Annotated in this window: 26 protein-coding genes; 11 read left to right on the top strand and 15 right to left on the bottom strand. The window is 73.6% G+C overall.

Annotated elements, in window-relative coordinates; genetic code table 11:
• Nucleotides 1–1,830, bottom strand: a 1,830-nt coding sequence (locus KBX37_RS08135; RefSeq protein WP_307848995.1) for an FtsX-like permease family protein, incomplete at its 3' end; no start/stop codon positions are given.
• Nucleotides 1,831–2,039: 209 nt separating this feature from the next.
• Between KBX37_RS08135 and KBX37_RS08130 the strand changes: the two genes are divergently transcribed.
• A complete protein-coding gene (locus KBX37_RS08130; protein WP_210775295.1) occupies nt 2,040–2,696 on the top strand; it encodes a hypothetical protein in 657 nt (218 codons plus the stop codon).
• Nucleotides 2,697–3,050: 354 nt separating this feature from the next.
• Here KBX37_RS08130 and KBX37_RS08125 read toward each other — a convergent pair whose 3' ends face one another.
• Nucleotides 3,051–3,332 (bottom strand): hypothetical protein, encoded by a 282-nt coding sequence (locus KBX37_RS08125; protein WP_247657306.1) that lies wholly within the window; start codon nt 3,330–3,332, stop codon nt 3,051–3,053.
• 426 nt (nt 3,333–3,758) lie between these two features.
• Nucleotides 3,759–3,962, bottom strand: coding sequence for a cold-shock protein (locus KBX37_RS08120; RefSeq protein ID WP_013283833.1), 204 nt, complete (start codon nt 3,960–3,962; stop codon nt 3,759–3,761).
• Nucleotides 3,963–4,168: 206 nt separating this feature from the next.
• Between KBX37_RS08120 and KBX37_RS35580 the strand changes: the two genes are divergently transcribed.
• Both KBX37_RS35580 and KBX37_RS08110 read left to right on the top strand, forming a co-directional pair.
• A complete protein-coding gene (locus KBX37_RS35580) occupies nt 4,169–4,546 on the top strand; it encodes a TrmO family methyltransferase (RefSeq protein ID WP_374103696.1) in 378 nt (125 codons plus the stop codon).
• A gap of 655 nt (nt 4,547–5,201) precedes the next feature.
• Nucleotides 5,202–5,498: a hypothetical protein gene (locus KBX37_RS08110; protein WP_210775293.1), complete on the top strand. Its 297-nt coding sequence runs from the start codon at nt 5,202–5,204 to the stop codon at nt 5,496–5,498.
• 7 nt (nt 5,499–5,505) lie between these two features.
• Here the strand turns inward: KBX37_RS08110 and KBX37_RS08105 are convergent, their stop codons facing one another.
• Together KBX37_RS08105 and KBX37_RS08100 are read right to left on the bottom strand one after the other, a co-directional pair.
• Nucleotides 5,506–5,694, bottom strand: a complete 189-nt coding sequence (locus KBX37_RS08105) for an AlpA family transcriptional regulator (RefSeq protein ID WP_210775292.1) — start codon at nt 5,692–5,694, stop codon at nt 5,506–5,508.
• Between the two features lie 11 nt (nt 5,695–5,705).
• Entirely contained in the window at nt 5,706–5,894 is a 189-nt protein-coding gene (locus KBX37_RS08100; protein ID WP_179803768.1) for an AlpA family transcriptional regulator, read from the bottom strand.
• 455 nt (nt 5,895–6,349) lie between these two features.
• Here KBX37_RS08100 and KBX37_RS34285 point away from each other — a divergent pair, with 455 nt between their 5' ends.
• Together KBX37_RS34285 and KBX37_RS34280 are read left to right on the top strand one after the other, a co-directional pair.
• Complete coding sequence (locus tag KBX37_RS34285) at nt 6,350–6,994, top strand: hypothetical protein (protein ID WP_247657299.1); 645 nt, start codon at nt 6,350–6,352, stop codon at nt 6,992–6,994.
• Entirely contained in the window at nt 6,991–7,965 is a 975-nt protein-coding gene (locus KBX37_RS34280) for a nucleotidyl transferase AbiEii/AbiGii toxin family protein (protein ID WP_247657297.1), read from the top strand. Before KBX37_RS34285 ends, KBX37_RS34280 begins: the two co-directional genes overlap by 4 nt.
• Nucleotides 7,966–7,980: 15 nt before the next feature.
• Here KBX37_RS34280 and ligD read toward each other — a convergent pair whose 3' ends face one another.
• Nucleotides 7,981–9,009, bottom strand: coding sequence for a non-homologous end-joining DNA ligase (gene ligD / locus KBX37_RS08090; protein WP_210775291.1), 1,029 nt, complete (start codon nt 9,007–9,009; stop codon nt 7,981–7,983).
• A 47-nt stretch (nt 9,010–9,056) separates the two neighbouring features.
• Here ligD and msrB point away from each other — a divergent pair, with 47 nt between their 5' ends.
• Nucleotides 9,057–9,470 (top strand): peptide-methionine (R)-S-oxide reductase MsrB, encoded by a 414-nt coding sequence (msrB, locus tag KBX37_RS08085; RefSeq protein WP_210775290.1) that lies wholly within the window; start codon nt 9,057–9,059, stop codon nt 9,468–9,470.
• A gap of 155 nt (nt 9,471–9,625) precedes the next feature.
• Here msrB and KBX37_RS08080 read toward each other — a convergent pair whose 3' ends face one another.
• From KBX37_RS08080 to KBX37_RS08070, 3 genes are all read right to left on the bottom strand, one after another.
• A complete protein-coding gene (locus tag KBX37_RS08080; RefSeq protein ID WP_307848994.1) occupies nt 9,626–10,186 on the bottom strand; it encodes a DUF305 domain-containing protein in 561 nt (186 codons plus the stop codon).
• 68 nt (nt 10,187–10,254) lie between these two features.
• Nucleotides 10,255–10,995, bottom strand: a complete 741-nt coding sequence (locus KBX37_RS08075; protein ID WP_210775288.1) for a lytic polysaccharide monooxygenase — start codon at nt 10,993–10,995, stop codon at nt 10,255–10,257.
• Nucleotides 10,996–11,113: 118 nt separating this feature from the next.
• Nucleotides 11,114–11,389, bottom strand: a complete 276-nt coding sequence (locus KBX37_RS08070; protein WP_210775287.1) for an isoamylase early set domain-containing protein — start codon at nt 11,387–11,389, stop codon at nt 11,114–11,116.
• A 157-nt stretch (nt 11,390–11,546) separates the two neighbouring features.
• On the opposite strand from KBX37_RS08070, the gene KBX37_RS08065 reads away from it, so the two are divergent.
• The 3 genes from KBX37_RS08065 (at nt 11,547) to KBX37_RS08055 (ending at nt 13,563) form a co-directional block, all read left to right on the top strand.
• Nucleotides 11,547–11,804, top strand: coding sequence for a Prokaryotic metallothionein (locus KBX37_RS08065; RefSeq protein WP_088964789.1), 258 nt, complete (start codon nt 11,547–11,549; stop codon nt 11,802–11,804).
• A 71-nt stretch (nt 11,805–11,875) separates the two neighbouring features.
• The gene (locus KBX37_RS08060) at nt 11,876–12,352 is read left to right on the top strand and encodes a GNAT family N-acetyltransferase (RefSeq protein WP_210775286.1); all 477 of its coding nucleotides are present in this window, start codon (nt 11,876–11,878) and stop codon (nt 12,350–12,352) included.
• A gap of 119 nt (nt 12,353–12,471) precedes the next feature.
• On the top strand, nt 12,472–13,563 hold the full coding sequence (locus tag KBX37_RS08055) for a lytic polysaccharide monooxygenase (protein ID WP_210775285.1): 1,092 nt from the start codon (nt 12,472–12,474) through the stop codon (nt 13,561–13,563).
• Between the two features lie 78 nt (nt 13,564–13,641).
• On the opposite strand, the gene KBX37_RS08050 is transcribed toward KBX37_RS08055, so the two are convergent.
• The 6 genes from KBX37_RS08050 to hemE form a co-directional block, all read right to left on the bottom strand.
• On the bottom strand, nt 13,642–15,018 hold the full coding sequence (locus KBX37_RS08050; RefSeq protein ID WP_210775284.1) for an extracellular solute-binding protein: 1,377 nt from the start codon (nt 15,016–15,018) through the stop codon (nt 13,642–13,644).
• Nucleotides 15,015–17,552 (bottom strand): trypsin-like peptidase domain-containing protein, encoded by a 2,538-nt coding sequence (locus KBX37_RS08045; protein WP_210775283.1) that lies wholly within the window; start codon nt 17,550–17,552, stop codon nt 15,015–15,017. The genes KBX37_RS08050 and KBX37_RS08045 overlap by 4 nt, the downstream gene beginning before the upstream one ends.
• 70 nt (nt 17,553–17,622) lie before the next feature.
• Entirely contained in the window at nt 17,623–17,949 is a 327-nt protein-coding gene (locus tag KBX37_RS08040) for a CU044_2847 family protein (protein ID WP_210775282.1), read from the bottom strand.
• Nucleotides 17,950–18,036: 87 nt separating this feature from the next.
• On the bottom strand, nt 18,037–18,738 hold the full coding sequence (hemQ, locus tag KBX37_RS08035) for a hydrogen peroxide-dependent heme synthase (RefSeq protein ID WP_210775281.1): 702 nt from the start codon (nt 18,736–18,738) through the stop codon (nt 18,037–18,039).
• Entirely contained in the window at nt 18,735–20,144 is a 1,410-nt protein-coding gene (gene hemG, locus KBX37_RS08030) for a protoporphyrinogen oxidase (RefSeq protein ID WP_210775280.1), read from the bottom strand. Before hemG ends, hemQ begins: the two co-directional genes overlap by 4 nt.
• A 6-nt stretch (nt 20,145–20,150) precedes the next feature.
• Nucleotides 20,151–21,248 carry a uroporphyrinogen decarboxylase gene (gene hemE / locus KBX37_RS08025; protein ID WP_210775279.1) on the bottom strand — a complete coding sequence of 366 codons (1,098 nt, stop codon included), beginning with the start codon at nt 21,246–21,248 and terminating at the stop codon, nt 20,151–20,153.
• A 209-nt stretch (nt 21,249–21,457) separates the two neighbouring features.
• On the opposite strand from hemE, the gene KBX37_RS08020 reads away from it, so the two are divergent.
• Both KBX37_RS08020 and KBX37_RS08015 read left to right on the top strand, forming a co-directional pair.
• A complete protein-coding gene (locus KBX37_RS08020) occupies nt 21,458–22,030 on the top strand; it encodes a DUF3000 domain-containing protein (RefSeq protein WP_210775278.1) in 573 nt (190 codons plus the stop codon).
• 175 nt (nt 22,031–22,205) lie between these two features.
• A complete protein-coding gene (locus KBX37_RS08015) occupies nt 22,206–23,522 on the top strand; it encodes a ribonuclease D (RefSeq protein WP_210775277.1) in 1,317 nt (438 codons plus the stop codon).
• Nucleotides 23,523–23,673 lie beyond the last annotated feature (151 nt).

Genomic DNA, 23,673 nt, shown 5'->3' with positions numbered 1-23,673 from the left:
CGTGTCCAGGGCGAGCACGGTGGCCGGCAGGCTGTCACGGCCCAGCCGCACCTCGTCCCGCCAGGCCGGCAGCACCGCCCGGACCCCCGGCAGGCCGGCCAGGTCGGCGGCCCGGCCCACCGGCGCGGCACCGCCGCGCTCCGTCACCCGCAGGTCGGCGCCGACGCTGTGGTCGGCCTGGTCGCGCTGCGACCGCTCCCAGGTGCTGACCAGCGACCAGGCCAGGGTGCTGCCGCCGACGGCGAGCGTGAGCAGCAGCACCGGCCCGGCGTGCGGCCGGCGGCCCGCCTGCCACATGCCGAACATGGTCGCCGTCCACGGTCGCCGGTCGACGAACCGTTCCGCGAACCGGGTGGCCGGGGGCAGCAGCCGCAGGGCGAGCACCGCCCCGGCCAGCACGCCGAGGGTGGGGGCGACGGCGAGCAGCGGGTCGATGCCGAGCTGGCCACCCGCCCCGGCCAGCGGCGAGGAGTACTGCCGCAGCTGCGTCCAGGCGAGCAGGGCGAGCAGCACCAGGGCCAGGTCCACCCCGGCCCGCTGCACGGTGGCGGCCCGGGTGGGGCGGGACCGGGCGGCCATGTCGGCGACGTAGCTGCCGGCGCGACGCAGGGCCGGCAGCACCATGGCGAGCAGGCAGCCCACCGCCGCGGCGAGGGCGACCACCCAGACCGCCCCGGCGCCGCCGCTGTCCAGCCGCAGGCCGCCCGTACCCTCGCCGCCGCTGATCCCGCGCAGCGCCACGCCGGCCAGCGGCGGCGCGAGCAGCGCGGCCGGCAGCACCACCAGCGTCGCCTCCCGTACGGCGAGGTTGGCGAGCTGGCCCCGGGCGGCTCCGCGGGCGCGCAGCAGCGCGGTCTGCGCCCGCCGGTCCTCGTTGAGCAGCGCGGCGACCAGCACCAGCGCGTAGCCGCCGAGCACCACGATCAGCAGCAGCGGGGTGAGCAGCGCCGAGCGGCCCACCAGGTCGGCGCGGCCGAGCCGGTCGATCAGCCGGTCCAGGCCGGTGACGCTCTGCGCGGATGAGCCGAGACCGGCCTGCTCGGGCACCTCGACGGCGGCGGTGGCGACCTCCTCCTTGACCTCCGGCAGCCGGCTCGACGCGACGCTGCGCAGGTCCGGCTCGACCACCCAGGAGATCGAGGTGGAGCCGGGGAAGGTACGGGCGAAGTCGGCCGGGTCGAGGGCGAACGGGCCGTACGAGTCGCCGGTGTCACCGCCGCCGGTCACACCGGGGGCGAGCTGCCAGTACGGCGCGGCCGGGTCGTGGGGGCGGAAGATCCCGGACACCACCACGTCGGCGGCGCGGCCGGAGCTGCGGTCGGTCATCTGCACCCGGGTGCCGGGGGTGAGCCGCAGCGCGCCGGCGACCCGCTCGGGCACGCTGACCTGGGTGGGGTTCGCCCCGGCGGTGGGCCAGGCTCCGCCGACCAGCTCGGCGTGCGCGGCGAGATCGTCGAGGGTGGCGAGGTCGGCGAAGACCGGGTCGTCGTCGGTGCGGGCGGCGCCGAGGTCGCCGGTCAGCTCCCGGCCGGTGCCGTGGCGGGCAGCGGAGACGACGACCGTCGCCCCGCCCAACCCGCCGGCCACGCTGTCCCGGACGGCCCGGTCCCGGCCGGCGGCCTCGGCCGCGTCCCGGCCGCCGGACCCGCTGATCAGCAGGCTGCGCTCGGCGGCGGGCGCAGCCGCCAGCATCGCCCCCTGCCCGGCGTCGATGGCCCGCCGGTTGTAGTCGGACAACCCGGTGACCAGCGCGACGGCGACCAGCGCGGCGACCGCCGCCGCCGCCAGCAGGCCCCGCGCCTCGTAGGCCCGCCTCCACACCAGCTTCATCCGTACGCCTCCCCCGGGGGCCCTCGCTGGGCCGGTGACCAGGTAGAGCGGGTACGGGCCGGAAAAGGTTCGCGCCCTTTACATGATCGTTACCCGACGGCCCGCGCGGCCAGTCGCGGGCGCCACGGCGACGCCCGCCCCGCCGGATCCGCACCCGCGCGACACCAGGCCGGGTAGCCGTGGCCTTGGCAATCAACCACGATGAGCGGATGATCGAGCAGGGAAGCGAGCAGCGACCGACGAACGTCGCCCTTCGGCGCGTGATGGCTGCTGTCCTCACCGGTCTGGTCGTCGTTGCGGTGCCAGCCGTGTTAGTTGCCTGGCGCAATCCGTGGCACTACGTGCATCTGATGCCGTTCGGCCGTTCGTCAGTTGTGGCGGCTGTGCTGATCGCCGTGCCGGTGCTGCTCGGCATCGCGGCGTGGCTCGTTCTGCCGGCGAGGCTGGCATGGGCGGTGGCTGTTGTCGCGACAGCTCTGGCGTTAGTGATGGGTTGGAATGGCTTCCAGTTTTCGATGGGGGCGTCTCTCTACGGCTACGAGTCAGACGGGCATTCCAAGGTTGTAGCCGTTTCCCCAGACGGATCGTTCGAGGTGGTCGTCCTGCACTACCCCGCTTTCATGACGGGCTTCGATGTCTTGCGGATCCGCTCGCGGGCCGGGCTACGTAGCCGGGAAGCCGACCAGGACCTCGCCTGTTTCGCCGTTCCGTTCGACCCGGTCGGCCCTGAGGACACCTTCGACACCGCCCGATTTCTGACCGACCACGAGGTCGAGGTGCGCACCGAAGCAGGTGAGGAGTGGACGACCACCTTCGACCCGCACACCCTGCTGGCCGTCTCCACCCTGTCCCGCGGCTGCGGCTAGGCCACGACCTCACGGCTGCGCGCTGCTCATCGCCCATCGCCCATCGCTTGAATCGAATGTCGGCCACTCCCGCCGAACTCCCGTAGAGGTCAAGGCGGACCGGCTATGCCAGAGATGGTTGTCCAGCCGGGTGCCCTCGGGTCGGCGTACGGCGTCACGTACACAGCCAGGTACGGCCGGACATACAAAGATCCACATGTAGAGGAGATCGACGTCGGCCGCCTTGAGGCTGCCATCGCCACCAGGACGGATGATTCGTCCGACTACGTTCGGTCACCGCAGGGCGGGCGGATGCGAGCGGAGCAGAGTGACCGCGTCGCGGCGGCGATGTAGCGGCGGCCGTGCGGCGCACGATCAGAATGGTGCGGGTCCGCGGCCTGCCAACGACACCAACACCTGCGTGGCGAGTAGCTTGCGTATGCCGGTGACGGCGACTGTCCCCATCCGATCGTAGGGCAGTTCCAATTGCAGCCCTTCGACTGCGTTGCGAAGGTCTGTCGTGATCTCGTCCGGACGGAACGTGCCGCCCCAGCCGTTGAGTCCTCCGCGCTGGTTCGTCCTGAGGGAAGCCATGCCGGATATGCATGCGCCGTCGACCAGGATCAGCCTCGCAGGACCCGAGTAGGTCGTCGTCATAGTCATCAACCCTTCAGGATGTAACGCCGCGCACCCCGGGTCCCGGCTGTCTGACAGTCATCAGGAGGCGAGGCGTCGAGTCCGACCATGGTGTGCTCCACCTGGACCGCGACCGTACGTGCCTCGACCGTCAGGGCGGCGGCGATGCGGAATTCGGCTCGTTAGCGATAAGGGTCGACGTCTGTGTCTGTCTGGTTCATGAGCCAGAGGCGCGCCTTGGGCGAGCTGACAGTCGGCCTGGGCAGACTAGCGCCCGAGGTCCGAATCGATCCAGAGAAGAGAACACGGGGGCAATGCTGAGCTGGCTCCACACCGAGATGGCCGGCCTTCTGCCGATCAGACGACTTTCGCGATGCCGTGGTGAGCGCATGAAACGCCGAACGGCGGCCCGCTGAACCAGTCGGGCCGCCGTTCGCAGAGTGTGGATCAAAGCGGGCGGATGTTCTCCGCCTGCGGGCCCTTCTGGCCCTGGGTGATGTCGAACTCCACCTTCTGATTCTCGTCGAGGCTGCGGAAGCCGCTCGCCGAGATCGCGGAGAAGTGGGCGAAGACGTCGGCGCCGCCGTCGTCCGGGCTGATGAAGCCGAAGCCCTTGTCGGCGTTGAACCACTTCACGGTACCTGTAGTCATGTCTGCTCCTTCGCAGGCTGTTAGAGACCGCACTGTGCGGACCCTTACGCCGCCGCGTTGATCACCCGCGTCGAAACGACACGAAAAACGAAAAGCGCCTGGATGGGTTTCAGATGCCCCATCAGGCGCCGGAAAACGTCTACGGAAATCAAAACTGCAACTCGGCTACCGTAGCACATGATCCGTCGTCGATCCCATGGCGGTGAGTGGACCTGGTCACTCGTCTGCTTGCCACGCCGCGTGGACGGCACGTTGACCGGGTCTGGAGGGCTTCTCCCACGTGGAGGTCCTCTTCATCTTCGACCAGTTCCCGGAGCACGGCGCCCCGCCCCTACCGCGGCCGCTCCGACCTCCCGCCCGTTGGCGTGTTCGCTGGCCGCGGCCCCCGCAGACCGAACCGCATCGGGGTAACGTGCTGCGCCATCGAGTCCGTCCAGGGCCGCGAATTGACGGTGGTGGGCCTCGATGCGGTCTCGGGCACCCCGGTCATCGACCTGAAGCCGACGATGGCGGAGTTCCTCCCGGTCGACATCAAGCAGCCGGAATGGGTGAGCCGCGTGATGTCGGAGTACTTCCAGCCGTAGCGTGGTTCCGGTGCCACGACCTGCCGCACCCGCGCGACCGCCTGACATCGGAGAAGCGCCTTGAAGCAAGATCAGGTGCGCGCACATCGGCAGCAGCGGTTGCGAAACTTCCGCTGCAGATCCCTCTGTATAACGCACCGTTACCAGGGAGGCCACTGGCAGTGCCCGCCGCCCGACATGGCAGTCGATCACCGCTGGCCGCTGACCTTCCTTCAGGTCTGCACGTCAAGCCGTACCTGGCTCTGCACCAGAGCCGGTACGCCGACACCTCGTCCCGAGACTGATCTGGCACCCGGGTCCTGAGACTCGACAGGCCGGGTGGCATTGATAGGAACTGGGGCGGCCTACGCTCTCCAAGGTACTCACAGACGGGGCCTCAGCGTGTCGAAGACACGCTCAGCCGATCATGTTCCTGGCGCTGGCGCTGCCGGTCGGCCGCCGGATGGATCGCGTGTTCCGGCAGGTGCGGTGTTCAGGCTCGCCGCGTCGCCAACCGGGGCGCGCGTAATCGCCCACGGAACGGAGACGACCAACGGGCAAGGCCAACTCCCAAACCACAGCTGGGACGGGAACATCAACCGTCAGGTGGGATCAGACACCCGGGAGCCCCTTGGTGGGCCTCCGCCACCGGCGTCGGTCTGCTTGGATCACCGGCATGGAAGCCACCCTCGTGATCCTGCTGGCGCTCGTCGTGGCGCTGCTCGCGGCACAGTTGTCCACCGCGACGGCTCGCCGGGACGGCACGGCGGCGCGGCTGACCGAGATCGAACGCCGACTCCAGCTGGTAATGGACCACCTCGGCGTCGTGGACGAGGGACCGGCGCTGCCCGGGGTCCGCGAGCACCTGGCCCGGGGCGAGAAGATCAAGGCCATCAAGGCGTACCGGGCGGCGACCGGCGCGGACCTGAAGACCGCCAAGGAGGCGGTGGAAGCGATGGCCGGGCACCGCTGACGAGCAGTCAGTCGGTGGCCAGGTCCGGCCGATGTTGCTTGATCCACTGCTCCACGTCGGACTTCCGCCAGACCTTGCCCTGCATCAGGTCAGCGATCGGCTCAGGGAAGTTGCGGTGACTGGTGATCACGTAAACGCGCTGCTTACTGATGTTGCCCAGCATCACGCGGATCTCGTGCGCTCCCACCAGCTCCATACGGCGGACGCTCAGTCTGCCAGCGAGTCCGGCCGGTGCTGCTTGATCCACTTTTCGACGTCGGACTTCCGCCACACCTTGCCCATGGCCAGGACGGCGATCGGCTCCGGGAAGTTCCGTTGATTGGCGATCACGGACGCGCGCTGCCGGGAGACGCCACCGAGCATCTCCCGAATCTCCGATACGCCGACAAGCTCCACACGTTGACGATGACAGCGGCACAGTCGCCATACGGCGACAACTACGGTGGCTATTGGCGTAGACAATAGAAGCCGTCACCATGGGTGCATGGCAATGCCCACTTTCGCCGTACCGGACCGTCAGCGACGGGCGGTCCGCCCGCATGTGCCGATGCGGCCGCTGTGGCTGTGCCGGGTGTGCGCCGCCGCCTGGCCGTGTCAGCCCGCGCGGCTGCTGTTAGGCATGGAGTACCGGCGGGACCGCGTAGGCCTCTCCATCTACATGGCTGGCCTCTTGTTCGACGCCACCGCCGATCTGATCAAGCTCAATCCGAACCCCGCCCCGTCCCCGACGGACCTTTTCGAGAGGTTCCTAGCCTGGACGGCCCGCCCACCCCGGTGAGACGGGCGACGGCACCCGGCGGCTGCTGAAACGGAACTGCGCGGTGTCCGGCCCGGCCACTAGCATCGCCGCCGTGACCACGGACCCGGCCCCACAGTTGAGTGGCGACTTCGACATCCATCTCACCGTCCGCCCCGGCCGGGCGGCCGGCGACCGGCTGGCGGGGTTCGCTGCCCGGTACGGGCTGAAGTTCACCGACATTCGGCTGGCTCGGGGCGCGGTGCCGGCCCAGCCGATGGTCACCGGGACGGGCTCGGGCACCCTGGCCGACCAGCGCACACGGGCCGCCGGCTGGGCGGAGGCCCTGCGCCGCGAGGGGTTCGAGGTGGTCCGCACAAAAATCGAGGCGGCGCCGTGGAACACCGGCGTCCCGGCCGGGGACGACGAGGCGCGGCGCGATCCGGCCGGTCGCTACTTCGAGCACCATCTCAAGCTGCTGCTGGATCCGGCCGAGCTGGACGGTTTGGCTGCGGCGGTCGAGCCGTACGGGGCGCACCTGTCCCGCAACGCCCGGCGTGAGCGCCCGGACGGGCGGCACGAACGGTTCGTCACCCAACGCTGTCACGGGGTGGGGCAGCGGACCGCGCGGCACCGGCTGGCCGCCCTGGTCGAGGCGGTACGCGCCCGGGGTCACGAGATCGTCAGCGTGGAGGAGGAGTACGTGGTGGCCGACGACAACGCGGCGATCGACGCCGGCTGGATCGGAGGGGGGGCATGACCCGCGACCTGTTCCGCGAACGGATCAACGCGTTCGAGGAGACGATGCGTGCCAAGCCGGCCGGTGCGGAGGGCTTCCCGGGCACCTACCAGCCGGTGACCCGGGGGCCGGGCGTTCGGCAGCGGGGCGCCTTCGACCCGGCGCTGCAGCACTTTCCGCACGGCTACGTCGCCGGGGAGCCGGACTTCGCCGACCCGGCCACCGGCGCGCGGTGGCGGGCCGCCCGCCGCACGGCGATGCACCACGTCCTGGCGGCAATCGCCGGCTCGACCTGCGGGGAGCACCTGGTACTGCGGGGCAGCGTGCTGATGCGGGCCTGGTTCGGCGACCACGCCCGGGAGCCGGGCGACCTCGACTTCGTGGTCACCCCGGCGTCCATGGCGATGGAGGGCACCGAGGGTCGGGACCTGGTCGACGGGATCGTTAACGCGGTCCGGCGGTTCCCGCCCGCGGGTGACGTCCGGGTGGACGCCGACGAGGTGTCGACGGCGGAGATCTGGACCTACGAGCGCGTGCCCGGCCGCCGCCTGGTCTTCCCCTGGTACGCCCCGGACCTTCCCCCGGGCACCGTCCAGTTGGACGCGGTCTTCAACGAGGAGCTGCCGGAACCCCCGGCCGACACGCCGGTGCCGGTCGCCGACGGCGCCGAGCCGGTGCTGGTCCGGGCGGTGAGCCCGCAGCTCTCGCTCGTCTGGAAGTTGCTGTGGCTGGCCACCGACAGCTACCCGCAGGGCAAGGATCTGTACGACGCCACCCTGCTCGCGGAGTTCACCACGGTGCCGTGGCACCGGGTGACGGAGGCGCTGATCCCGGAGCTCGGCGACCGGGCCGGCGAGTTCACCCCGGACTCGGTGCGTCACGTCCGCCCGGACTGGGACAACTTCCGCGACCAGTACCCGGGCTTCGGCGACGCCGGCGAGGAGTGGGAGCGGCGGCTGGAGGCGGCGCTGCAAAGGTCGTACGCCGGTTGAGGCCGCCGGGCGCGGTCAGCGGGGGCGGTCGCGGTCCTTGGAGGGCTGCACCCGCTTCGGCTCCCCCGGCATCTTCGGGTGGTCCGGCGGGTACGGCATGTCGCCCTGGCCGGCGGACGCGTCCCGCTCGGCCCACTCCAGCAGCGGGGTGAGGTCGAACGGGGCGTCGTCGATGCCGGCGTGCGGGTCGCCCCGCTCGGTGAGCCGGGCGGGCACGCTGCGCAGGTCGAAGTCGTCCGGGTCGACGTCGGGCAGCTCGTCCCAGGTGACCGGGGTGGAGACGGTGGCCCGGGCGTTGGCGCGCAGCGAGTAGGCGCAGGCGATGGTGCGGTCCCGGGCCATCTGGTTGTAGTCGACGAACACCCGCCGGCCCCGCTCCTCCTTCCACCAGGCGGTGGTGACCAGGTCGGGGCGGCGGCGCTCCAGCTCTCGGGCGAGCGCGATGGTGGCCCGGCGCACCTCGGTGAACGTCCAACGGGGCTCGATGCGCAGGTAGACGTGCACGCCCCGGCCGCCCGAGGTCTTCGGCCAGCCGGTCGCACCCAGCTCGGCCAGGAGCGCGCGCACCTCGCCGGCCGCGGTCGCCGCGTCGGCGAAGTCGGTGCCGGGCTGCGGGTCGAGGTCGATGCGCAGCTCGTCGGGGCGGTCGACGTCGGCGGCCCGCACCGGCCACGGGTGGAAGACGATGGTGCCCATCTGGGCGGCCCAGGCCACGTGGGCGAGGTCGGCCGGGCAGAGTTCGTCGGCGCTGCGCCCACTGGGGAAGCTGATCTTCGCCGTGCGCACCCACGGCGGGACTCCCCGGGTGGGCACCCGCTTCTGGAAGAACATCTCCCCCTCGATGCCCTCGGGGAAGCGCTGGAGCGTGGTGGGGCGGTCCCGCAGGGCGCGCATGATCCCGTCGCCGACCGCCAGGTAGTAGTGGAAGACGTCCGCCTTGGTGAAGCCGCGGTCGGGGAAGATCACCCGGTCGGGGCTGCTCAGCCGGACGGTGTGCCCGGCGACCTCGATCTCGGTCACCGTCGCCTTCGAGGAGCCGCCCATTCCGCGACCATATGCGACGCCCCCGACATCCGGCGTACCGTTGGCGGGTGAGTCTTGACAAGAACGAGCTGCCCCGCACCGAGGAAGAGTGGCGGGTCCGGTTGAGCCCGCAGGAGTTCCGGGTGCTGCGCGAGGCCGGCACCGAGCCACCGTGGACGGGCGAGTACGTCGACACGAAGACCCCCGGCGTCTACCACTGCCGGGCCTGCGGCCTGGAACTCTTCTCCAGCGACACCAAGTTCGACTCGCACTGCGGCTGGCCGAGCTTCGACGACGCCATCCCCGGTCGGGTCAAGGAGATCGAGGACCGGACCCTGGGCCACAGCCGCACCGAGATCCGCTGCGCGCGCTGCGACAGCCACCTCGGGCACGTCTTCCACGGCGAGCACTTCACCCCAAAGGACACCCGGCACTGCGTCAACTCGCTGTCGATCCGGCTGGAACCGCGCGCCGACGCCTGACCCACCGGGCACCGGCGAGACCGTGTCGGCGGCCCGGGCCGGCTGATCGACTCCGTGTCGGCGAGGTGGCGGTGTCCCGGTCGCGCTCATACCGCCGTTCGGGCGACATGGAGTCGATCGACGACCGCGTGACCGGGCTCGTGTGGGTGGCGTGGCTACCGGCCGGCAGGCCCCGTCAGGAGCCGCACCTCGGCGGTACGGGACTGCTCGACCCGCCGGGCCAGCTCGCGTACCCGTGGGCTGGTCGCGATGGCCACGTGCGCCCGGGCCAGGTCGGCGGCCTCCTGCTGGTGGCTGCCGAGCAACCGCCGCAGGACGGCGTCCAACTGGCCGGCCGGGGCGTCGCGCAGGCGGTCGAGGTCCGCCGGGGCAGCCAGGTGCCCGGTGTGGTCGTGCCGCCCGGCGGTCGCGGCCGGACCGGCGTCGCGCAGCCAGGCGCGCATGGTGGTCAGCTCGTCGGCCTCGGTCACCTCGATGGCGGCGACCAGGGTGCGCAGCTCGGGGTCGGTCACCCGGTCGCGCCCCAGCCGCACCATCTCCAGCGTCTGCTCGGTGTGGGCCACCATCATCGTCAGGTACACCACGTCGAGGGTGCCGAGCGCGGTGTCCGTCGGGCCCGCGGTCGCGGGGCGGGTCACCTGCGGGGTCGGGGCGTCGGCGCAGCCGGCGGCCGGCAGCGGGGCGGCGAGCGCGAGCAGCACCGCCGCGCGGGCCACGCCACGCCTGGCCGGGTGGCGCCGAGGGGCGGATGCGGCCCGCACCGGCACGGGCCGTACCCGTCCGGTCAGACCTGCAACCACAGTGCCGGCACGTTCGGCGGTTCCCAGCCCGGGATCGCGGTGTGCGCCTGCCGGCACCGGTAGGTCAGCCCGTTGTAGGTGACCTGGTCACCCACCTGGTAGGCGCGACCTGCGGTCCAGCTGCCGCTCGGGGCGGGCGGGGTGGTGGGAGCCGGCGGGGTCGGGGTGGGCGAGCTGGTGGGGGTCGGCGTCGGGCTGGGGGCCGGACCGCCGCCGCCACCGATCTGCACGTCCACGCAGGAGTAGAACGCGTTGGCGGTGTCCGCGATGTTCCACACCGCGAGGATCTTCTGCCGGCCGGAGAAGCCGCCGAGGTTCACGGTGTGCGACACGGTGGCGCCGGGCTGCTGACCGCCCCCGTTGAAGACGCCCACCCGGGTGCCGCCAATGAAGTACTCCCAGTTGCTGGTGGCGTGCCGGGCGGTGTTGACCCAGGTGAACGTCACCGAGCTGCCGACCGAGGTGGCCGGCCAACCCCGGCTGTCGTCGTTCAGGACGGCGAACTGGGCGATGTTGGCGTGGCAGTTGCGCAGCCCCTTCGGGCCCTCGACGCTCTGCGGCTCGTACTTGATCTGCCCGCAGTCGGGCACCCGGTTCTGCGCGCAGAGCGCCTGGCGGCTGGGTGGTCCGGAGACGTAGCCGTGCGCCTGGGCGGGGGCGGCCACGGCGAGCGAGGACACGACGGCGCCCGCCGCCAGGACCGGGACGGTGACTCTTCGACGCATGATGGCAACTCCTCGGCTTCGGCCTGCTGAAGGTGCCATCAACATAATTTAAACCTTGTTAACAGTAAAGACTCCTGTCGATAAAACCATCGACAGTCATGATGCTCTTACCCTCCGCTCAGAGCAGCAGGAGGCTGCCCTTCTCGTCGACCCGGTCGGCGGAGTCGTCGTCCAGCCAGACGCCCCCGCTGGCGAGGTACCGGAAGCGGTACTCGCCGGGGGCGAGCTTCACGGTCACCGTCCGGGTGCCGTCGCGGCGGGCGACCAGTTCGTGCCGGCCGGGCTCCCAGCCGTTGAAGCAGCCAACGACGCTGACCGGGCCGGGCGGGGTGTCCCAGGGCAGGCAGAAGGTGACCCGGGTCTGGTTGCCGAAGAGCTTGTTGCGCTTGATCACGTGGTCCTCCGGGGTCGAGGCGGTTCACCAGGCCCAACGCGCGACACGCCGGGGGCGAAACGCCGCCCGGCCGGATCCACTCGCGGCATTTCGCCCCCAACGGCCCCGCCCTGGCGCACCCTGAAGTGACATGTCCTAATTCGGGGGGTTTTCGATCGTGGCTACCTGTGAGGTCTGCGGCAACGAGTACTGGATGACGTTCGAGGTGCGCACGGTCAGCGGTGATACGCACACCTTCGACTGCTTCGAGTGCGCGGCGCAGAAGCTGGCGCCGATCTGCGAGCACTGTGAGGTCAAGATCCTCGGCCACGGCGTGGAGGTCGGCGGCCGGTTCTTCTGCTGCGCGCACTGCGCCCGCGCCGTGGAGGCCCAGGGCGCCGAGATCCGCGACGCGGTCGGCGCCCGCCCGGCCTGACCGCGCGCCCCGGCCCGCACCGGGCCGGGGCTCTCCGGGGTACGCGCCACGGCGCGGCCTACCATCGCGGGATGCCGCCGCAGACCACCCAGGTCCGGGTCGCCGCCTTCGCCGACCTGGACGCCCGCACCTTCCACGACCTGCTCCGGCTGCGCATCGACGTGTTCGTGGTGGAGCAGCACTGCCCGTACGCGGAGCTGGACGGCCGGGACGTCGAGCCCGGCACCCGGCACCTCTGGCTGGAGCGCGACGGCGCCGTGCTGGCGTACCTGCGGATTCTGGCCGACCCGGACGGCTCGGCGCGGATCGGCCGGGTGGTGGTGGCGCCGGCGGCGCGCGGCGGCGGGCACGCCGGCCGGCTGATGACCGAGGCGCTGCGGCTGGTCGGCGACCGGCCGTGCGTGCTGGAGGCGCAGTCCTACCTGGTCGACTTCTACACGCGGCACGGCTTCGCGGTGACCGGCCCGGAATACGTCGAGGACGGCATCCCGCATGTCCCGATGCGGCGGCAGAGCCGACCCGGCCACCCGGGAGACATTGACGGATAGCGTTTTTCCGTGGGAGCCTGCGGGGCAGAGCCGTCGCGGGAGCCACGCAGGGGTTCGGGAGGGGGCAACTCCCGGCCGTCCGGGCGTCGTCGACCGACACTCCAGACCCCGGAGGCTCCATGTCCGTCCTGCTACGCAGACGCCCCACCCCACTGGTGGCGGCGCTGCTCACCGTCTGCGCGATCGTCGCGCTGCTGCTCACCACCGCCCTGGCCCGGTCCGCCTCCGCCCACGGATCGGTGGTGGACCCGGCGTCGCGCAACTACGGCTGCTGGCAACGCTGGGGCAGCGACTTCCAGAACCCGAAGATGGCCACCGAGGACCCGATGTGCTGGCAGGCCTGGCAGGCCGACCCGAACGCAATGTGGAACTGGAACGGCCTGTTCCGCGAGGGCGTCGCCGGCAACCACCAGGGCGCCATCCCGGACGGCCAGCTGTGCAGCGCCGGGCACACCGCCAGCGGCCGCTACAACGCGCTCGACGCGGTCGGCGCCTGGAAGACCGTGCCGACCACGACCAACTTCAGGATCAAGCTGTACGACCAGGCCAGCCACGGGGCCGACTACATCCGGGTGTACGTGACGAAGCAGGGCTTCAACGCCCTGACCACGCCGCTGGCCTGGAGCGACCTGGAACTGGTCGGCCAGATCGGCAACACCCCGGCGGCCCAGTGGACCCCGGAATCCCAGGGCGTGTCGATCCAGGTGCCGGCGAACGCGCCGGGGCGCACCGGCCGGCACATCGTCTACACGATCTGGCAGGCCAGCCACCTGGACCAGTCGTACTACCTGTGCAGCGACGTCGACTTCGGCGGCGGGCCCGGCACGCCGCCCACCACGACGCCGCCGCCCACCAGCCCGCCGCCTACCACGCCGCCGCCGACGACGCCGCCGCCGACCACGCCGCCGCCGGCCGAGGGCTGCACCGCCAGCTACCGGGTCACCGCGCAGTGGTCCGGCGGCTTCCAGGGTGAGGTGGAGGTGACGGCCGGCGCCACCGCGGTCAAGGGCTGGACCGTGACCTGGACGTTCGCCGGCGGCCAGCAGGTCAGCCAGGCGTGGAACGCGACGGTGACGAGCAACGGGTCCACCGTCACCGCCCGGAACGTCAGCTACAACGGGTCACTGGCCGCCGGGGCGAAGACGTCCTTCGGCTTCCTCGGCTCCGGCAGCGGGGCGAACCCGACCCCGACCTGCACCGCGACGCTCTGATCCGGGACGGCCGTGACCCGACAGCAGCCGGGTCACGGCCGCACCATCGTGGTCCGCCTCCACGGGGAACGCCGCCGGTCAACCACCCTGCAGCGCCCGGTTGAGCCGGGCCTCGAAGTCCTCCGGCAGCGTGCCGTCCCCCTCCAGGGCGGTCCGGACGCCCTCCCGGAACACCCGGCTGAACTGGAAGTAGTGCGGCACCCGGGGCCGTACCCGGGCCTCCCGGACCGCCTCGCCGAGCAGCGCGAGGTACGGGAACCGCTGCCGCAGCGCCGCGTCGGCGTAGACGTCCGTCCGGGTCGGCGCGAAGCCACCCACCGTGAACAGGGTGCGCTGGGCCTCCTCCCGGGTCAGGAACTCGATCAGCGCCTGGGCGGCGCGCGGCTGCCGGCTCTGCTTGGCGATGGCGAGGTTCTGGCCGCCCAGCGCCGACGGGCCGGGCAGCCGGGTCACCTCGAACGGCACCCGGGGACCCGGCGTTTCGGTGGCGGCCAGCGACCGGTAGTTGACCGGCCAGTTGCGCATGAACAGCGCCCGGCCCTCCTGGAAGTCCCGCAGGCTGCGCGCCTCGTCGCCGGGGACGGTGAAGGCGTCCCCCACCAGCAGGCCGGCGCGCCGGGCCGCGGCGACGTCCCGCAGCCGGCGTTCCCACCGCTCCCGCTGGAAGACCACCCGGTTCTCGGTCTCGTCGACGAGCCGGTCGACGCCGCCGGCCCAGAGCAGTTCCATCCCGTTGACGGTCAGCCCCTCGTACGGGCCGAACTGCCCGACGTACCCGGCGGCGGGCCGCTGCGTCGCGCCGCCCGCACCGGTCAGCGCCGCGCTGCGGTCGAGGATGGCGTCCCAGTCGAAGCGGGGCGCCTCGCCCGGGGCGGCCGGCGCCGCGCCGGTGACCAGGTCCGACCGGTAGAAGAGCAGGCCCGCGTCGGTGTTGAAGGGCAGCGCCCAGAGCGAGCCCCGGTAGCGGCAGCTGTCCAGCACCTCCGGCACGAACGCGTCGAGGTGCCCGGGGGCCAGCCGCGCCTCGTCGATCGGGCGCAGGTGGCCGGCGGCGGCGAACTCCGCGGTGAAGGTGACGTCGAGGTTGTAGATGTCCACGGCGTCGTCCGGGTCGTCGCCGCCGCCCGCCGCCTGTGCCTGGGCGATCGCCACCATCTCGCTGTGCTGCTGGTCGGTGGTGACCGGCGCCTCCCGGATCCGGGCCGGGCTCTGCGGGTGCAGCACGTTCCAGAGCTTGACCAGCTCCTCCCGCGGCCCGCCGGAGCTGGTGTCCTTGCCGCTGAGGATCACCAGTTCGCCGCGCTCCAGCGGCTCCTCCCGGGTGGCGACGTACCAGCCCAGCGTGGCGACGACACCGACCACCGTGCCGACGGCCACCCCGAGCAGGAACGACGCCGGCACCCGGCGCCGGCGGGGCGGAATCCTGGACGCACCGTGCGGCTTCCGGTCGGTCACTGGCCGGCTCCCTTCTCCCAGAGTTGACGGAACAGCCCGGTCAGCGCCCGGTCCACGGTGCTCGCCTCGGCCTGCAGGCACTGCCCGCCGCTGGCCCGGGCGGTCTGCCGCAGGGTGCGGGTCCGCACCCGGTCGTCGCAGCTCGCCTCGCCGACGGCGATCACGTAGAGGCGTACCGGGGGGTCGCCCTCGACCCGGGGCACCAGGCCGCCGCTGGCGGTGTCCCGCCCGTCGGTGAGCACCACGACGGCCCGCAGGTGGTCGTCGCCGCCGCCCCGCCGGCGCACCTCGCCGATCGCGGCGTCGATCGTCCGGTACAGCGGCGTGTCCCCCGCCGGCACGATCCGCCGCAGCCGGGCGACCAGCGCCTCGTCCCGCGCCCGGTCGGCCCGCCCGACCTCCCGCAGCCGCCCGGCGTCACCCCGGTAGGCGGTGGAGAACGCCCACACCCCGACCTCGTCCCGGCCACCGAGGCGGCGCAGCGAGGCGGCGATGCCGTCCACCGCCACGTCGTACCGGGTGCCCCGGCCCGCCTCCGCCAGCATCGAGCCGGACATGTCCAGCGCCAGCAGCACCCGGGCCGGTCGCCGGGCCTCGCGGTAGCGCTGGTCGGCGGTGTTCAGGGCGAGCGCGTCGGAGCCGTCGACAAGTTCCCACTGCGGGTTGTCCAGCAACCAGCCCGGCAGCACGCCGTTCTCCTCGGTCAGCGCCGGGCCGGTCCCGTCCCGGCCGGGCACCCGGAAGCCCCGGGCCAGCAGCTCGTCCCGCCCCGGCCCGGTCAACCAGCGGCGCAGGTCGTCGGCGGCGGCCCGGGCGGCGGGGCTCTGCACGGAGTCCGGCCAGCGCAGCAGGACCAGGCGGTGGTCCACGCCCGGGGTCAGCTCCGGATAGAAGGCCACCAGCGCCCGGCCGGGCGCGGGACGGCCGCGCTCGACGCAGCCGTCGCCGAGCCGCTCGCCGAGGTTGAACTGGACCAGCGCCTGCTCGGTGGTGACCACCGCCGGCGGCGCCGGGGCGGCCGGGTCGGCGGCGAGCTGCCGCTGCCGGCACAGCACGGCGGCGAGGCTGCCCAGCGGGAAGCCGCGCTCGTCCTGGGCGGCCTCCAGGCGCTGCTCGACCTGCTGGCGGATCCACGCCGTGTCGGGCGCGCCGTCGTACAGCGCCACGTCGACCATCCGGGCCTCGGCGGACACCGCCGGATCGGGGCGGACGACCTGCCACCCGGTGCCGGTCACCCGCCGGCCCGAGGCGGCGACCGTCGGGGCCTCCCCCGGGCTTCGGCTGGCCTTGGCGAACAGCTCCGGCCAGGACAGCGAACGCTGCCGGTCGGCGTCGTCGCGGACGGGGTCGACGAGGGCGCGCGGCACCGCCAGCACCAGCGGCGAGCGGGCCACCGTCAGGTAGTCCCGGACGGTGGTCAGGTTCAGCTCCTGCTGCGACGGCATCTCGGCGCCCGGCAACCAGGCGTCCGGGCGCGGCCCGACGTCGGCCGGGTACCAGCCCGGCGTCCCCGGGTCCCCCTCGGTCGCCAGCCGGCCGGCGGACTCCGACCAGCCGATCTGGAGACCCTGCGCCACCTCGCGCGGCGCGGCGGGGTAGACGAAGACGTTGGTCGTCCGGCAGCCCCCGGCGCGGGCCGCGGTCCACGACTCGTACGCGGCGGCCACCGCCTGGTAGGTCACCAGGTCGTCCGGGGCGGCGGCGACCCGCAGCTCGACCGGCCCGGCGCAGCCGTCCAGCGGCTCGGGCACGGCGGCGAGGCCGACCGCCAGCAGCGCCACCACCAGCGCCGCCACCCGGGCCCGGATGCGCGGCGACCAGCGGGCGGCGGCCGGGGCGGGACCGGTGCGCCACCGGCTGAACGGCTGCCGCCAGCGGGGCAGCACCCGGGGCCGGCCGTACTGGTCGGGCACCGGCAGCCGGCGGATCGGGATCATGAAGGCGGCCGGGCGGGCCGGTTGCGGCCGGACCACCTGGTCGACCGCGACGATCATGCCGATGACGCAGCGCAGCCGGCTGTCCCACACCGGCGCGCCGGAGAAACCCGGCTCGATCTGGTAGCCGGAGTCGCTGCGGTTGGCGAGCTGGATCCAGCCGCCGCCGATCGGCCCGACCACCCACCCCTCGAACCAGCGGCCCTCGGGCAGCGCGCGGGGGAAGCCGAAGACCCGGCAGACCCGGTCCCGGGTGCCGGCCTGGCCGGGGCGGGCCAGCCGGACCGGCCGGGCCCCGACCGGCGCCGGCGCGACGAGCTGGAGGACGGCGTAGTCGCCCGACCCGTCCGGCCGCCCCGGCTGCCAGTGCTGCGGCAGGACCAGCGCGGCGAGGCGGCGGCCCGGCGCCACCAGGGGGAAGCTCACCGACACCACGACGGCGTCGGCCGGCCCGGGCGCCACCGCCTCCGGGCCCAGTACCGCCTGCACGACGTGGGCGCAGGTCAGCAGGCGGGCGGAGTCGATCAGGAAGGCCGCGCCGACGACGTTCCCGGCCCGGTCGTGCACGGCCGCCACCGCGAGCGTCGCCTCGCCGGGCACCGGGCTTGAGGGCCGCTGCGGTGGACGCCCCGTCGCGCCGGGCATCACGCGGTGGTCCGGCGCCGCCGGCTCAGGCGGCGGGGTCGGCGCGGTTCCATTCGAGCTGCACCTTGAGGTTGGCTTCCGAGGTGCCGCTGGCCACGACGAGCCCGCCCTTGGCCGCCAGCTTCACGCCGAACTCCACGCAGACCCGGTCCGGCGGCACGGCGGCGTCGCGCAGGTTGCGCAGCACGGCGTCGGTCACCGGCCGCAGCTGGGCCAGGGCGGACTCCAGCGTCTGGTGCGCCCGCGCCACCACCTCGCCGGCCCGGCCGACCGGGACCACGCCCTCCTCGTCGCCGACCTCGACCCGGACCGCGCCACCGCCGTCCAGCGGGAACTCGACGAGCTGCGACACCGGGCCTCCAGACGGATCCGCACGGCAGCGACAGCTACCGTGATGGATCTGACACGTTACCGGGGGTACGCAATCCCGGCGAGCCCGTCACACCAGGCAGTTGACGATGTCGGCGACGGAGCGGCGCCGACCGGTGTAGAACGGGACCTCCTCGCGGACGTGCCGACGGGCGCCGGAGCCGCGCAGGTCGCGCATCAGGTCGACGATCCGGTGCAGCTCGTCGGCCTCGAAGGCGAGCATCCACTCGTAGTCGCCAAGGGCGAACGAGGCGACCGTGTTGGCCCGGACGTCCGGGTAGCCGCGCGCCATCTTGCCGTGCTCGGCCAGCATCTCGCGCCGCTCGGCGTCGGGCAGCAGGTACCACTCGTACGAGCGGACGAACGGGTAGACGCAGAGGTAGGGGCGGGGCTCCTCGTTGGCGAGGAACGCCGGGATGTGGCTCTTGTTGAACTCCGCCGGCCGGTGCAGGGCCATCTGCGACCACACCGGGGTGAGCGCCCGACCCAGGGTGGTCCGGCGGAAGCGAAGGTAGGCGTCCTGGAGGGCGTCGCTGGAGGAGGAGTGCCACCAGATCAGCAGGTCGGCGTCGGCGCGCAGGCCGGCCACGTCGTACAGGCCGCGGACCACGACGTCCTTGCCGGCCAGCTCCTCGAAGAGCGCCTCGACCTCGCCGGTGACGTTCTCCCGCAGGGACGGCAGCGGGCTGGTCGCCCGGAACACCGACCACATGGTGTAGCGGATGCTCGCGTTGAGCTCCTTGAGCCGCGCCGCGTTGGTCTGCTCGGTCATGAACCCGATCCTCCCAGTGCTTCGATGATCTCTCCGGCCGCCGTCTCGCCGGAGCGGACGCAGACCGGAATGCCGACCCCGTCGAGGCCGGCGCCGGCCAGGACCAGCGTCGGGTGGGCCGCGCGCAGCGCCGTCCGGGCGGCGGTGACCCGGTCGCCGTGACCCGGGGCGTACTGCGGCAGCGCCCCGCCCCAGCGCTGCACGTGGCTGGCGAGCGGCGCGGGCAGCGCCACCCCGAGCACGCCGGACAGCTCCCGGTGCACGGTGGCCACCAGCTCGGGGTCCGCCAGGTGCAGGGACGTCTCGTCGCCGTACCGGCCCACGGAGGCGCGGACCAGGGCGATCCCGTCCGGCCGGGCCAGGTGCCCCCACTTGGTGGTGAAGAACGTGGACGCCTTGATCAGCAGGCCCTCGGTGGCCGGCACCAGGAAGCCGGAGAGCGCCGGCAGCTCCGGGTCGGGCAGGGCCAGGGTGACCAGCGCGACGCTGGCGTAGTCGAGCCCGCCGATCGTCGTGGCCACCTCGGGGGTGACGGGGGCGAGCAGCCGGGCGGCGGGCCGGGCCGGCAGGGCGAGCACCACCGCGTCCGCCTCGACCAGCTCCGGGTCGCGGGTCGGGCCGACGGTCAGCCGCCAACCTTCCGCGGTGGGCGTCAGCTCGCGGACCGCGGCCTGGAGCCGGATGGCCGCGCCGCTGGCCGTCGCCGCGGCCTCGACCAGCGTGGAGAGCCCGCCGGCCAGGGTGCCGAAGACCGGCGCGCCCGGCGCGCGCGGCGCGGCGGCCTGGGCGGCGCGGACCGCCCCGGTGAGGGTGTGCTCGACGCGGGCCGCGCGGGCCAGCGCCGGCATCGTGGTGACCAGCGACAGGTCGTCGGCCCGGCCGGCGTAGACGCCGCCGAGCATCGGGTCGACCAGCCGGTCCACCACCTGGTCCCCGAGGCGGGCCCGGACCAGCGTCCCGACCGCGACGTCCTCGTCCGGCCCGAGCAGCGGCCGGCCGCCGTCGCGGTCGGCGTCCGCCGCCGGCCGGGCGACCGTCGCCACCCGCTCCCGTTCCCCGGGTACGCCCACCAGCGTGCCGCCCGGCACCGGGCGCAGCCCGCCGTCGACGGCGAGCGCGGCCTGCCCCACGGTGGGGTGGACGATCCTCTCGGCCAGGCCGAGCCGGCGGATCAGCGTGACGGCGGCGGAATCCCCGCCGGCCGGGTCGCGCATCAGGAACGACTCGGCGCCGAACTCGACGGGCCGCCCGGCCAGCTCACCGGTGCGCAGCTTGCCGCCGAGCGCGCCGGACTGCTCGTACACGGTGATCTCGGTGCCGGCGGGGGCACGGTCGCGCAACCGGACGGCGGCGGCCAGCCCGGCGATCCCGCCGCCGACCACCGCCACCCGCCACGGCCGCGACACGACGCCTCAGCCCCGCTCGGCCCGGCGCGCGGACACCTCGTGCACCAGCGCGACCACCCGGGTCAGCACCTCGGGGTCGGTCTCCGGCAGCACGCCGTGGCCGAGGTTGAACACGTGGCCAGGGGCCGCGCGGCCCTGCTCCACGATCCGCCGGACCTCGGTCTCCACCACCGACCAGGGGGCGAGCAGCACCGTGGGGTCGAGGTTGCCCTGCACCGCCCGGTCCGGGCCGATCCGGCGGGTGGCGACGTCCAGCGGGGTACGCCAGTCCACGCCGACCACGTCGGCGCCGGCCTCGCTCATCGCGCCGAGCAGTTCGGCGGTGCCCACCCCGAAGTGGATCCGGGGCACGCCGGCGTCGGCCAGCCCGGACAGCACGGTCGTCGAGTGCGGCAGCACGTAACGGCGGTAGTCGGCCTCGGAGAGCGCGCCGGCCCAGGAGTCGAAGAGCTGCACCGCGGAGACCCCGGCCTCGATCTGCACCCGCAGGAAGGACAGCGTCACCTCGGCCAGGCGGGCGCAGAGCGCGTGCCACAGCTCCGGCTGGCCGTACATCAGGGCCTTGGTCTTGGCGTGGGTCCGCGACGGGCCGCCCTCGACCAGGTAGCTGGCGAGGGTGAACGGCGCGCCGGCGAACCCGATCAGCGGGGTGGCGCCCAGCTCGGCCACGAGCAGCCGGACCGCCTCGTCCACGTAGGACACGTCGTCGCGGCCGATCAGGCGGATCCGCTCGACGTCCTCGGCCGTGCGCACCGGCTCGGCCACCACCGGCCCGGTGCCCGGAACGATGTCCAGGTCGACCCCGGCCGCGGCGACCGGCACCACGATGTCGCTGAACAGGATCGCCGCGTCCACCCCGTGCCGGCGCACCGGCTGGAGGGTGATCTCGGCGACCAGGTCCGGACGGCGGCAGGACTCCAGCATCCCCACGTTGGCCCGGATCTCCCGGTACTCCGGCAGCGACCGGCCGGCCTGGCGCATGAACCAGACCGGGGTGTGCGGGACGGGCTCGCGGCGGCAGGCCCGGACGAAGGGCGAGTCGGCCGGTCCGCCGGGGCGGGGTTCTCCGTCTCGGGCGGCAGTGCCCGTGGTGTCGGTGGTCATCGCGGCAATCGTGCCACGCGCGGGGAGGACCCCAGCGGGCAGCGCCGGCTTTTGTGACCCGCGTCCGCCGGGCCCTCCGGCCCTGGTGCGGACGGGCGGAACCGTGCCGCCGGGTCCGCCGCGCCGCACCGCTGCGGCCCCCCACCGCGGTCCCGGCGTTCGGCGCGCCGTCCGCGCGGGCGGGCGGAGCGCGGCATAGGCTGCCGGTCATGGCCCCCCCGATCGCGCTCCCGGAGACCTTCGCCCGCGCGGTCGCCGGGCTGCGGTCGGTGACCCCTCGGGCGGAGATCGCGCTGGAGGAGGTCGGCGCCCCCCAGCGGCTCGCCCCGTACGCCTTCGCGCTCTCCGCCGCCGTGCTGCGCGACGAGGACGAGGTGGCCACCGGGCGGCTGATCCTGCTGCACGAACCGGCCGGTCACGAGGCGTGGCAGGGCACCCTGCGGCTGGTCACCTACGTCACCGCGGAGCTGGAGGTCGACCTGGCCGCCGACCCGCTGCTGCCCGGGGTGGGCTGGACCTGGCTGATCGACGCCCTGGAGGCGCACGACGCGCGCTACCGGGCGGCCGGCGGCACCGTCACCCAGACCATGTCGACCCGGTTCGGCGAGCTGGCCGGCCCGCCCGCCGCCGGGGACGTCGAGATCCGGGCCTCCTGGACGCCGCTCGGCGACGACCTGGCCCCGCACCTGGAGGCGTGGTGCGCGCTGCTCGCCTCGACGGCGGGGCTGCCGCCGCCGGGGGTGACCGCGCTCTCCGAGCGCCGCTCGGCCGGCGCCGCCTGAACCGGGGCGGCACCGGCGCCCGCTTCCACCGGCACGCTGCCCACGGGACGTACCTGCGCGAACGCGCTTTCTCTCCCCCGTTGTCCGACTGCGCCGTGACACCTGCCGGCCGCTTCACCGACACACGCCGGACCGGCTGCACACACCGGATCGCGCGGCGCACTAGGGTTGTCAGGTGACCGACGAACCACCCCTGCGCCGTCGGGCCGCCGAAAGCCGTACGGGAGACGACCAGCCCTCGGCCGCGCCGGAGCCGGAGGACGTGGGGACCGACCAGCCCGACGGCGGCCCCGTTCCGCTGACCGCTCCCCGCGACGGCACGCCCCAACCGGTGGCCACCCCGAGCGAACTCGACGAGATCGTGGCCCGCTTTGCCGCGGGCCACGGCCCGGTGGCCCTGGACGCCGAACGCGCCTCCGGCTACCGCTACAGCCAGCGCGCCTACCTGGTGCAGCTGCGCCGGGAGGGCGCCGGGACAGCGTTGATCGACCCGCTGCCGCTGCCCGACCTGACCGCGCTCGACGAGGCAATCGGCGGGGCGGAGTGGGTGCTGCACGCCGCCAGCCAGGACCTGGCCTGCCTGGCCGAGGTGGGGCTGCGCCCGCGCCGGCTCTTCGACACCGAGCTGGCCGCCCGGCTGGCCAACTTCGAGCGGGTCGGCCTGGCCGCCCTCACCGAGCAGCTGCTCGGCTACACGCTGGAGAAGCACCACTCGGCGGCCGACTGGTCCAGCCGGCCGCTGCCCGAGTCCTGGCTGACCTACGCTGCCCTGGACGTGGAGATGCTGGTCGACCTCCGCGACGCCCTGGACGAGGAGCTGAAGCGGCAGGGCAAGTCGGAGTGGGCGGCGGAGGAGTTCGCCGCGCTGATCCGCAACGGCGCCCGCCCGCCCCGGGTCCGCGCCGAGCCGTGGCGGCGCACCTCCGGCATCCACCGGGTACGGGGAGCGCGCGCCCAGGCCCGGGTCCGCTCCCTGTGGTACGCCCGGGACCAGATCGCCGCCCGGCGGGACGCCGCCCCGGGTCGGGTGCTGCCGGACTCGGCGATCGTCGCCGCCGCCGAGCTGGACCCGAAGGACGAGAGGACGCTGCTGACCCTGCCCGGGTTCGGCGGCCGTTCGGTGCGCCGGCTGGCCCGCACCTGGCTGGCGGCGCTGGACGATGCCCGGCAACTGCCGGACGACGCGCTGCCGGTCACCCCGGCGGTCGAGGGTCCGCCGCCGCCGCACCGCTGGGCGGAGCGGGACCCGGTGGCCGCCGGCCGGCTGGCCCGCTGCCGGGAGGTGGTGGTCCGGGTGGCCGCGGAGCACAACCTGCCCGCGGAGAACCTGATCGCCCCCGACTCCGTACGCCGCCTGGCCTGGCTACCCCCGGACGAGATCACCGAAGCCACCGTCGCCGAGATCCTGCGCGGCTACGGCGCCCGCGAGTGGCAGCTCACCCTGCTGGTCCCCGCCCTCACCGAGGCCCTCCCCACCCCCTCCCTTCATTGATCATGAAGTTGTCGCCCCGACACGCCGAGTGCAGGGGCGACAACTTCATGATCGACGGAACCCGGGCGGCGGTGCCCGGGTGTGGGGTGGGCCACATGGGGGGTGCTGTCGGGGTTGGTTACTGGCGAGTAGCATCCGGGGGAACATGCCC

The sequence above is a fragment of the Micromonospora sp. U56 genome (genome assembly GCF_018070095.1).
GTDB lineage: Bacteria > Actinomycetota > Actinomycetes > Mycobacteriales > Micromonosporaceae > Micromonospora > Micromonospora purpureochromogenes.
Note: the sequence above shows the minus strand (reverse complement) of the source record. Positions and strands in the feature narration are given on the sequence as shown.

Coding starts and splice junctions, on each gene's coding strand:
- KBX37_RS08130 (WP_210775295.1), top strand. CDS start 2,040: ATGATCGAGCAGGGAAGCGAGCAGCGACCGACGAACGTCGCCCTTCGG.
- KBX37_RS08125 (WP_247657306.1), bottom strand. CDS start 3,332: ATGACGACGACCTACTCGGGTCCTGCGAGGCTGATCCTGGTCGACGGC.
- KBX37_RS08120 (WP_013283833.1), bottom strand. CDS start 3,962: ATGACTACAGGTACCGTGAAGTGGTTCAACGCCGACAAGGGCTTCGGC.
- KBX37_RS08110 (WP_210775293.1), top strand. CDS start 5,202: ATGGAAGCCACCCTCGTGATCCTGCTGGCGCTCGTCGTGGCGCTGCTC.
- KBX37_RS08105 (WP_210775292.1), bottom strand. CDS start 5,694: ATGGAGCTGGTGGGAGCGCACGAGATCCGCGTGATGCTGGGCAACATC.
- KBX37_RS34280 (WP_247657297.1), top strand. CDS start 6,991: ATGACCCGCGACCTGTTCCGCGAACGGATCAACGCGTTCGAGGAGACG.
- ligD (WP_210775291.1), bottom strand. CDS start 9,009: ATGGGCGGCTCCTCGAAGGCGACGGTGACCGAGATCGAGGTCGCCGGG.
- KBX37_RS08075 (WP_210775288.1), bottom strand. CDS start 10,995: ATGCGTCGAAGAGTCACCGTCCCGGTCCTGGCGGCGGGCGCCGTCGTG.
- KBX37_RS08060 (WP_210775286.1), top strand. CDS start 11,876: ATGCCGCCGCAGACCACCCAGGTCCGGGTCGCCGCCTTCGCCGACCTG.
- KBX37_RS08055 (WP_210775285.1), top strand. CDS start 12,472: ATGTCCGTCCTGCTACGCAGACGCCCCACCCCACTGGTGGCGGCGCTG.
- hemQ (WP_210775281.1), bottom strand. CDS start 18,738: ATGACCGAGCAGACCAACGCGGCGCGGCTCAAGGAGCTCAACGCGAGC.
- hemE (WP_210775279.1), bottom strand. CDS start 21,248: ATGACCACCGACACCACGGGCACTGCCGCCCGAGACGGAGAACCCCGC.
- KBX37_RS08020 (WP_210775278.1), top strand. CDS start 21,458: ATGGCCCCCCCGATCGCGCTCCCGGAGACCTTCGCCCGCGCGGTCGCC.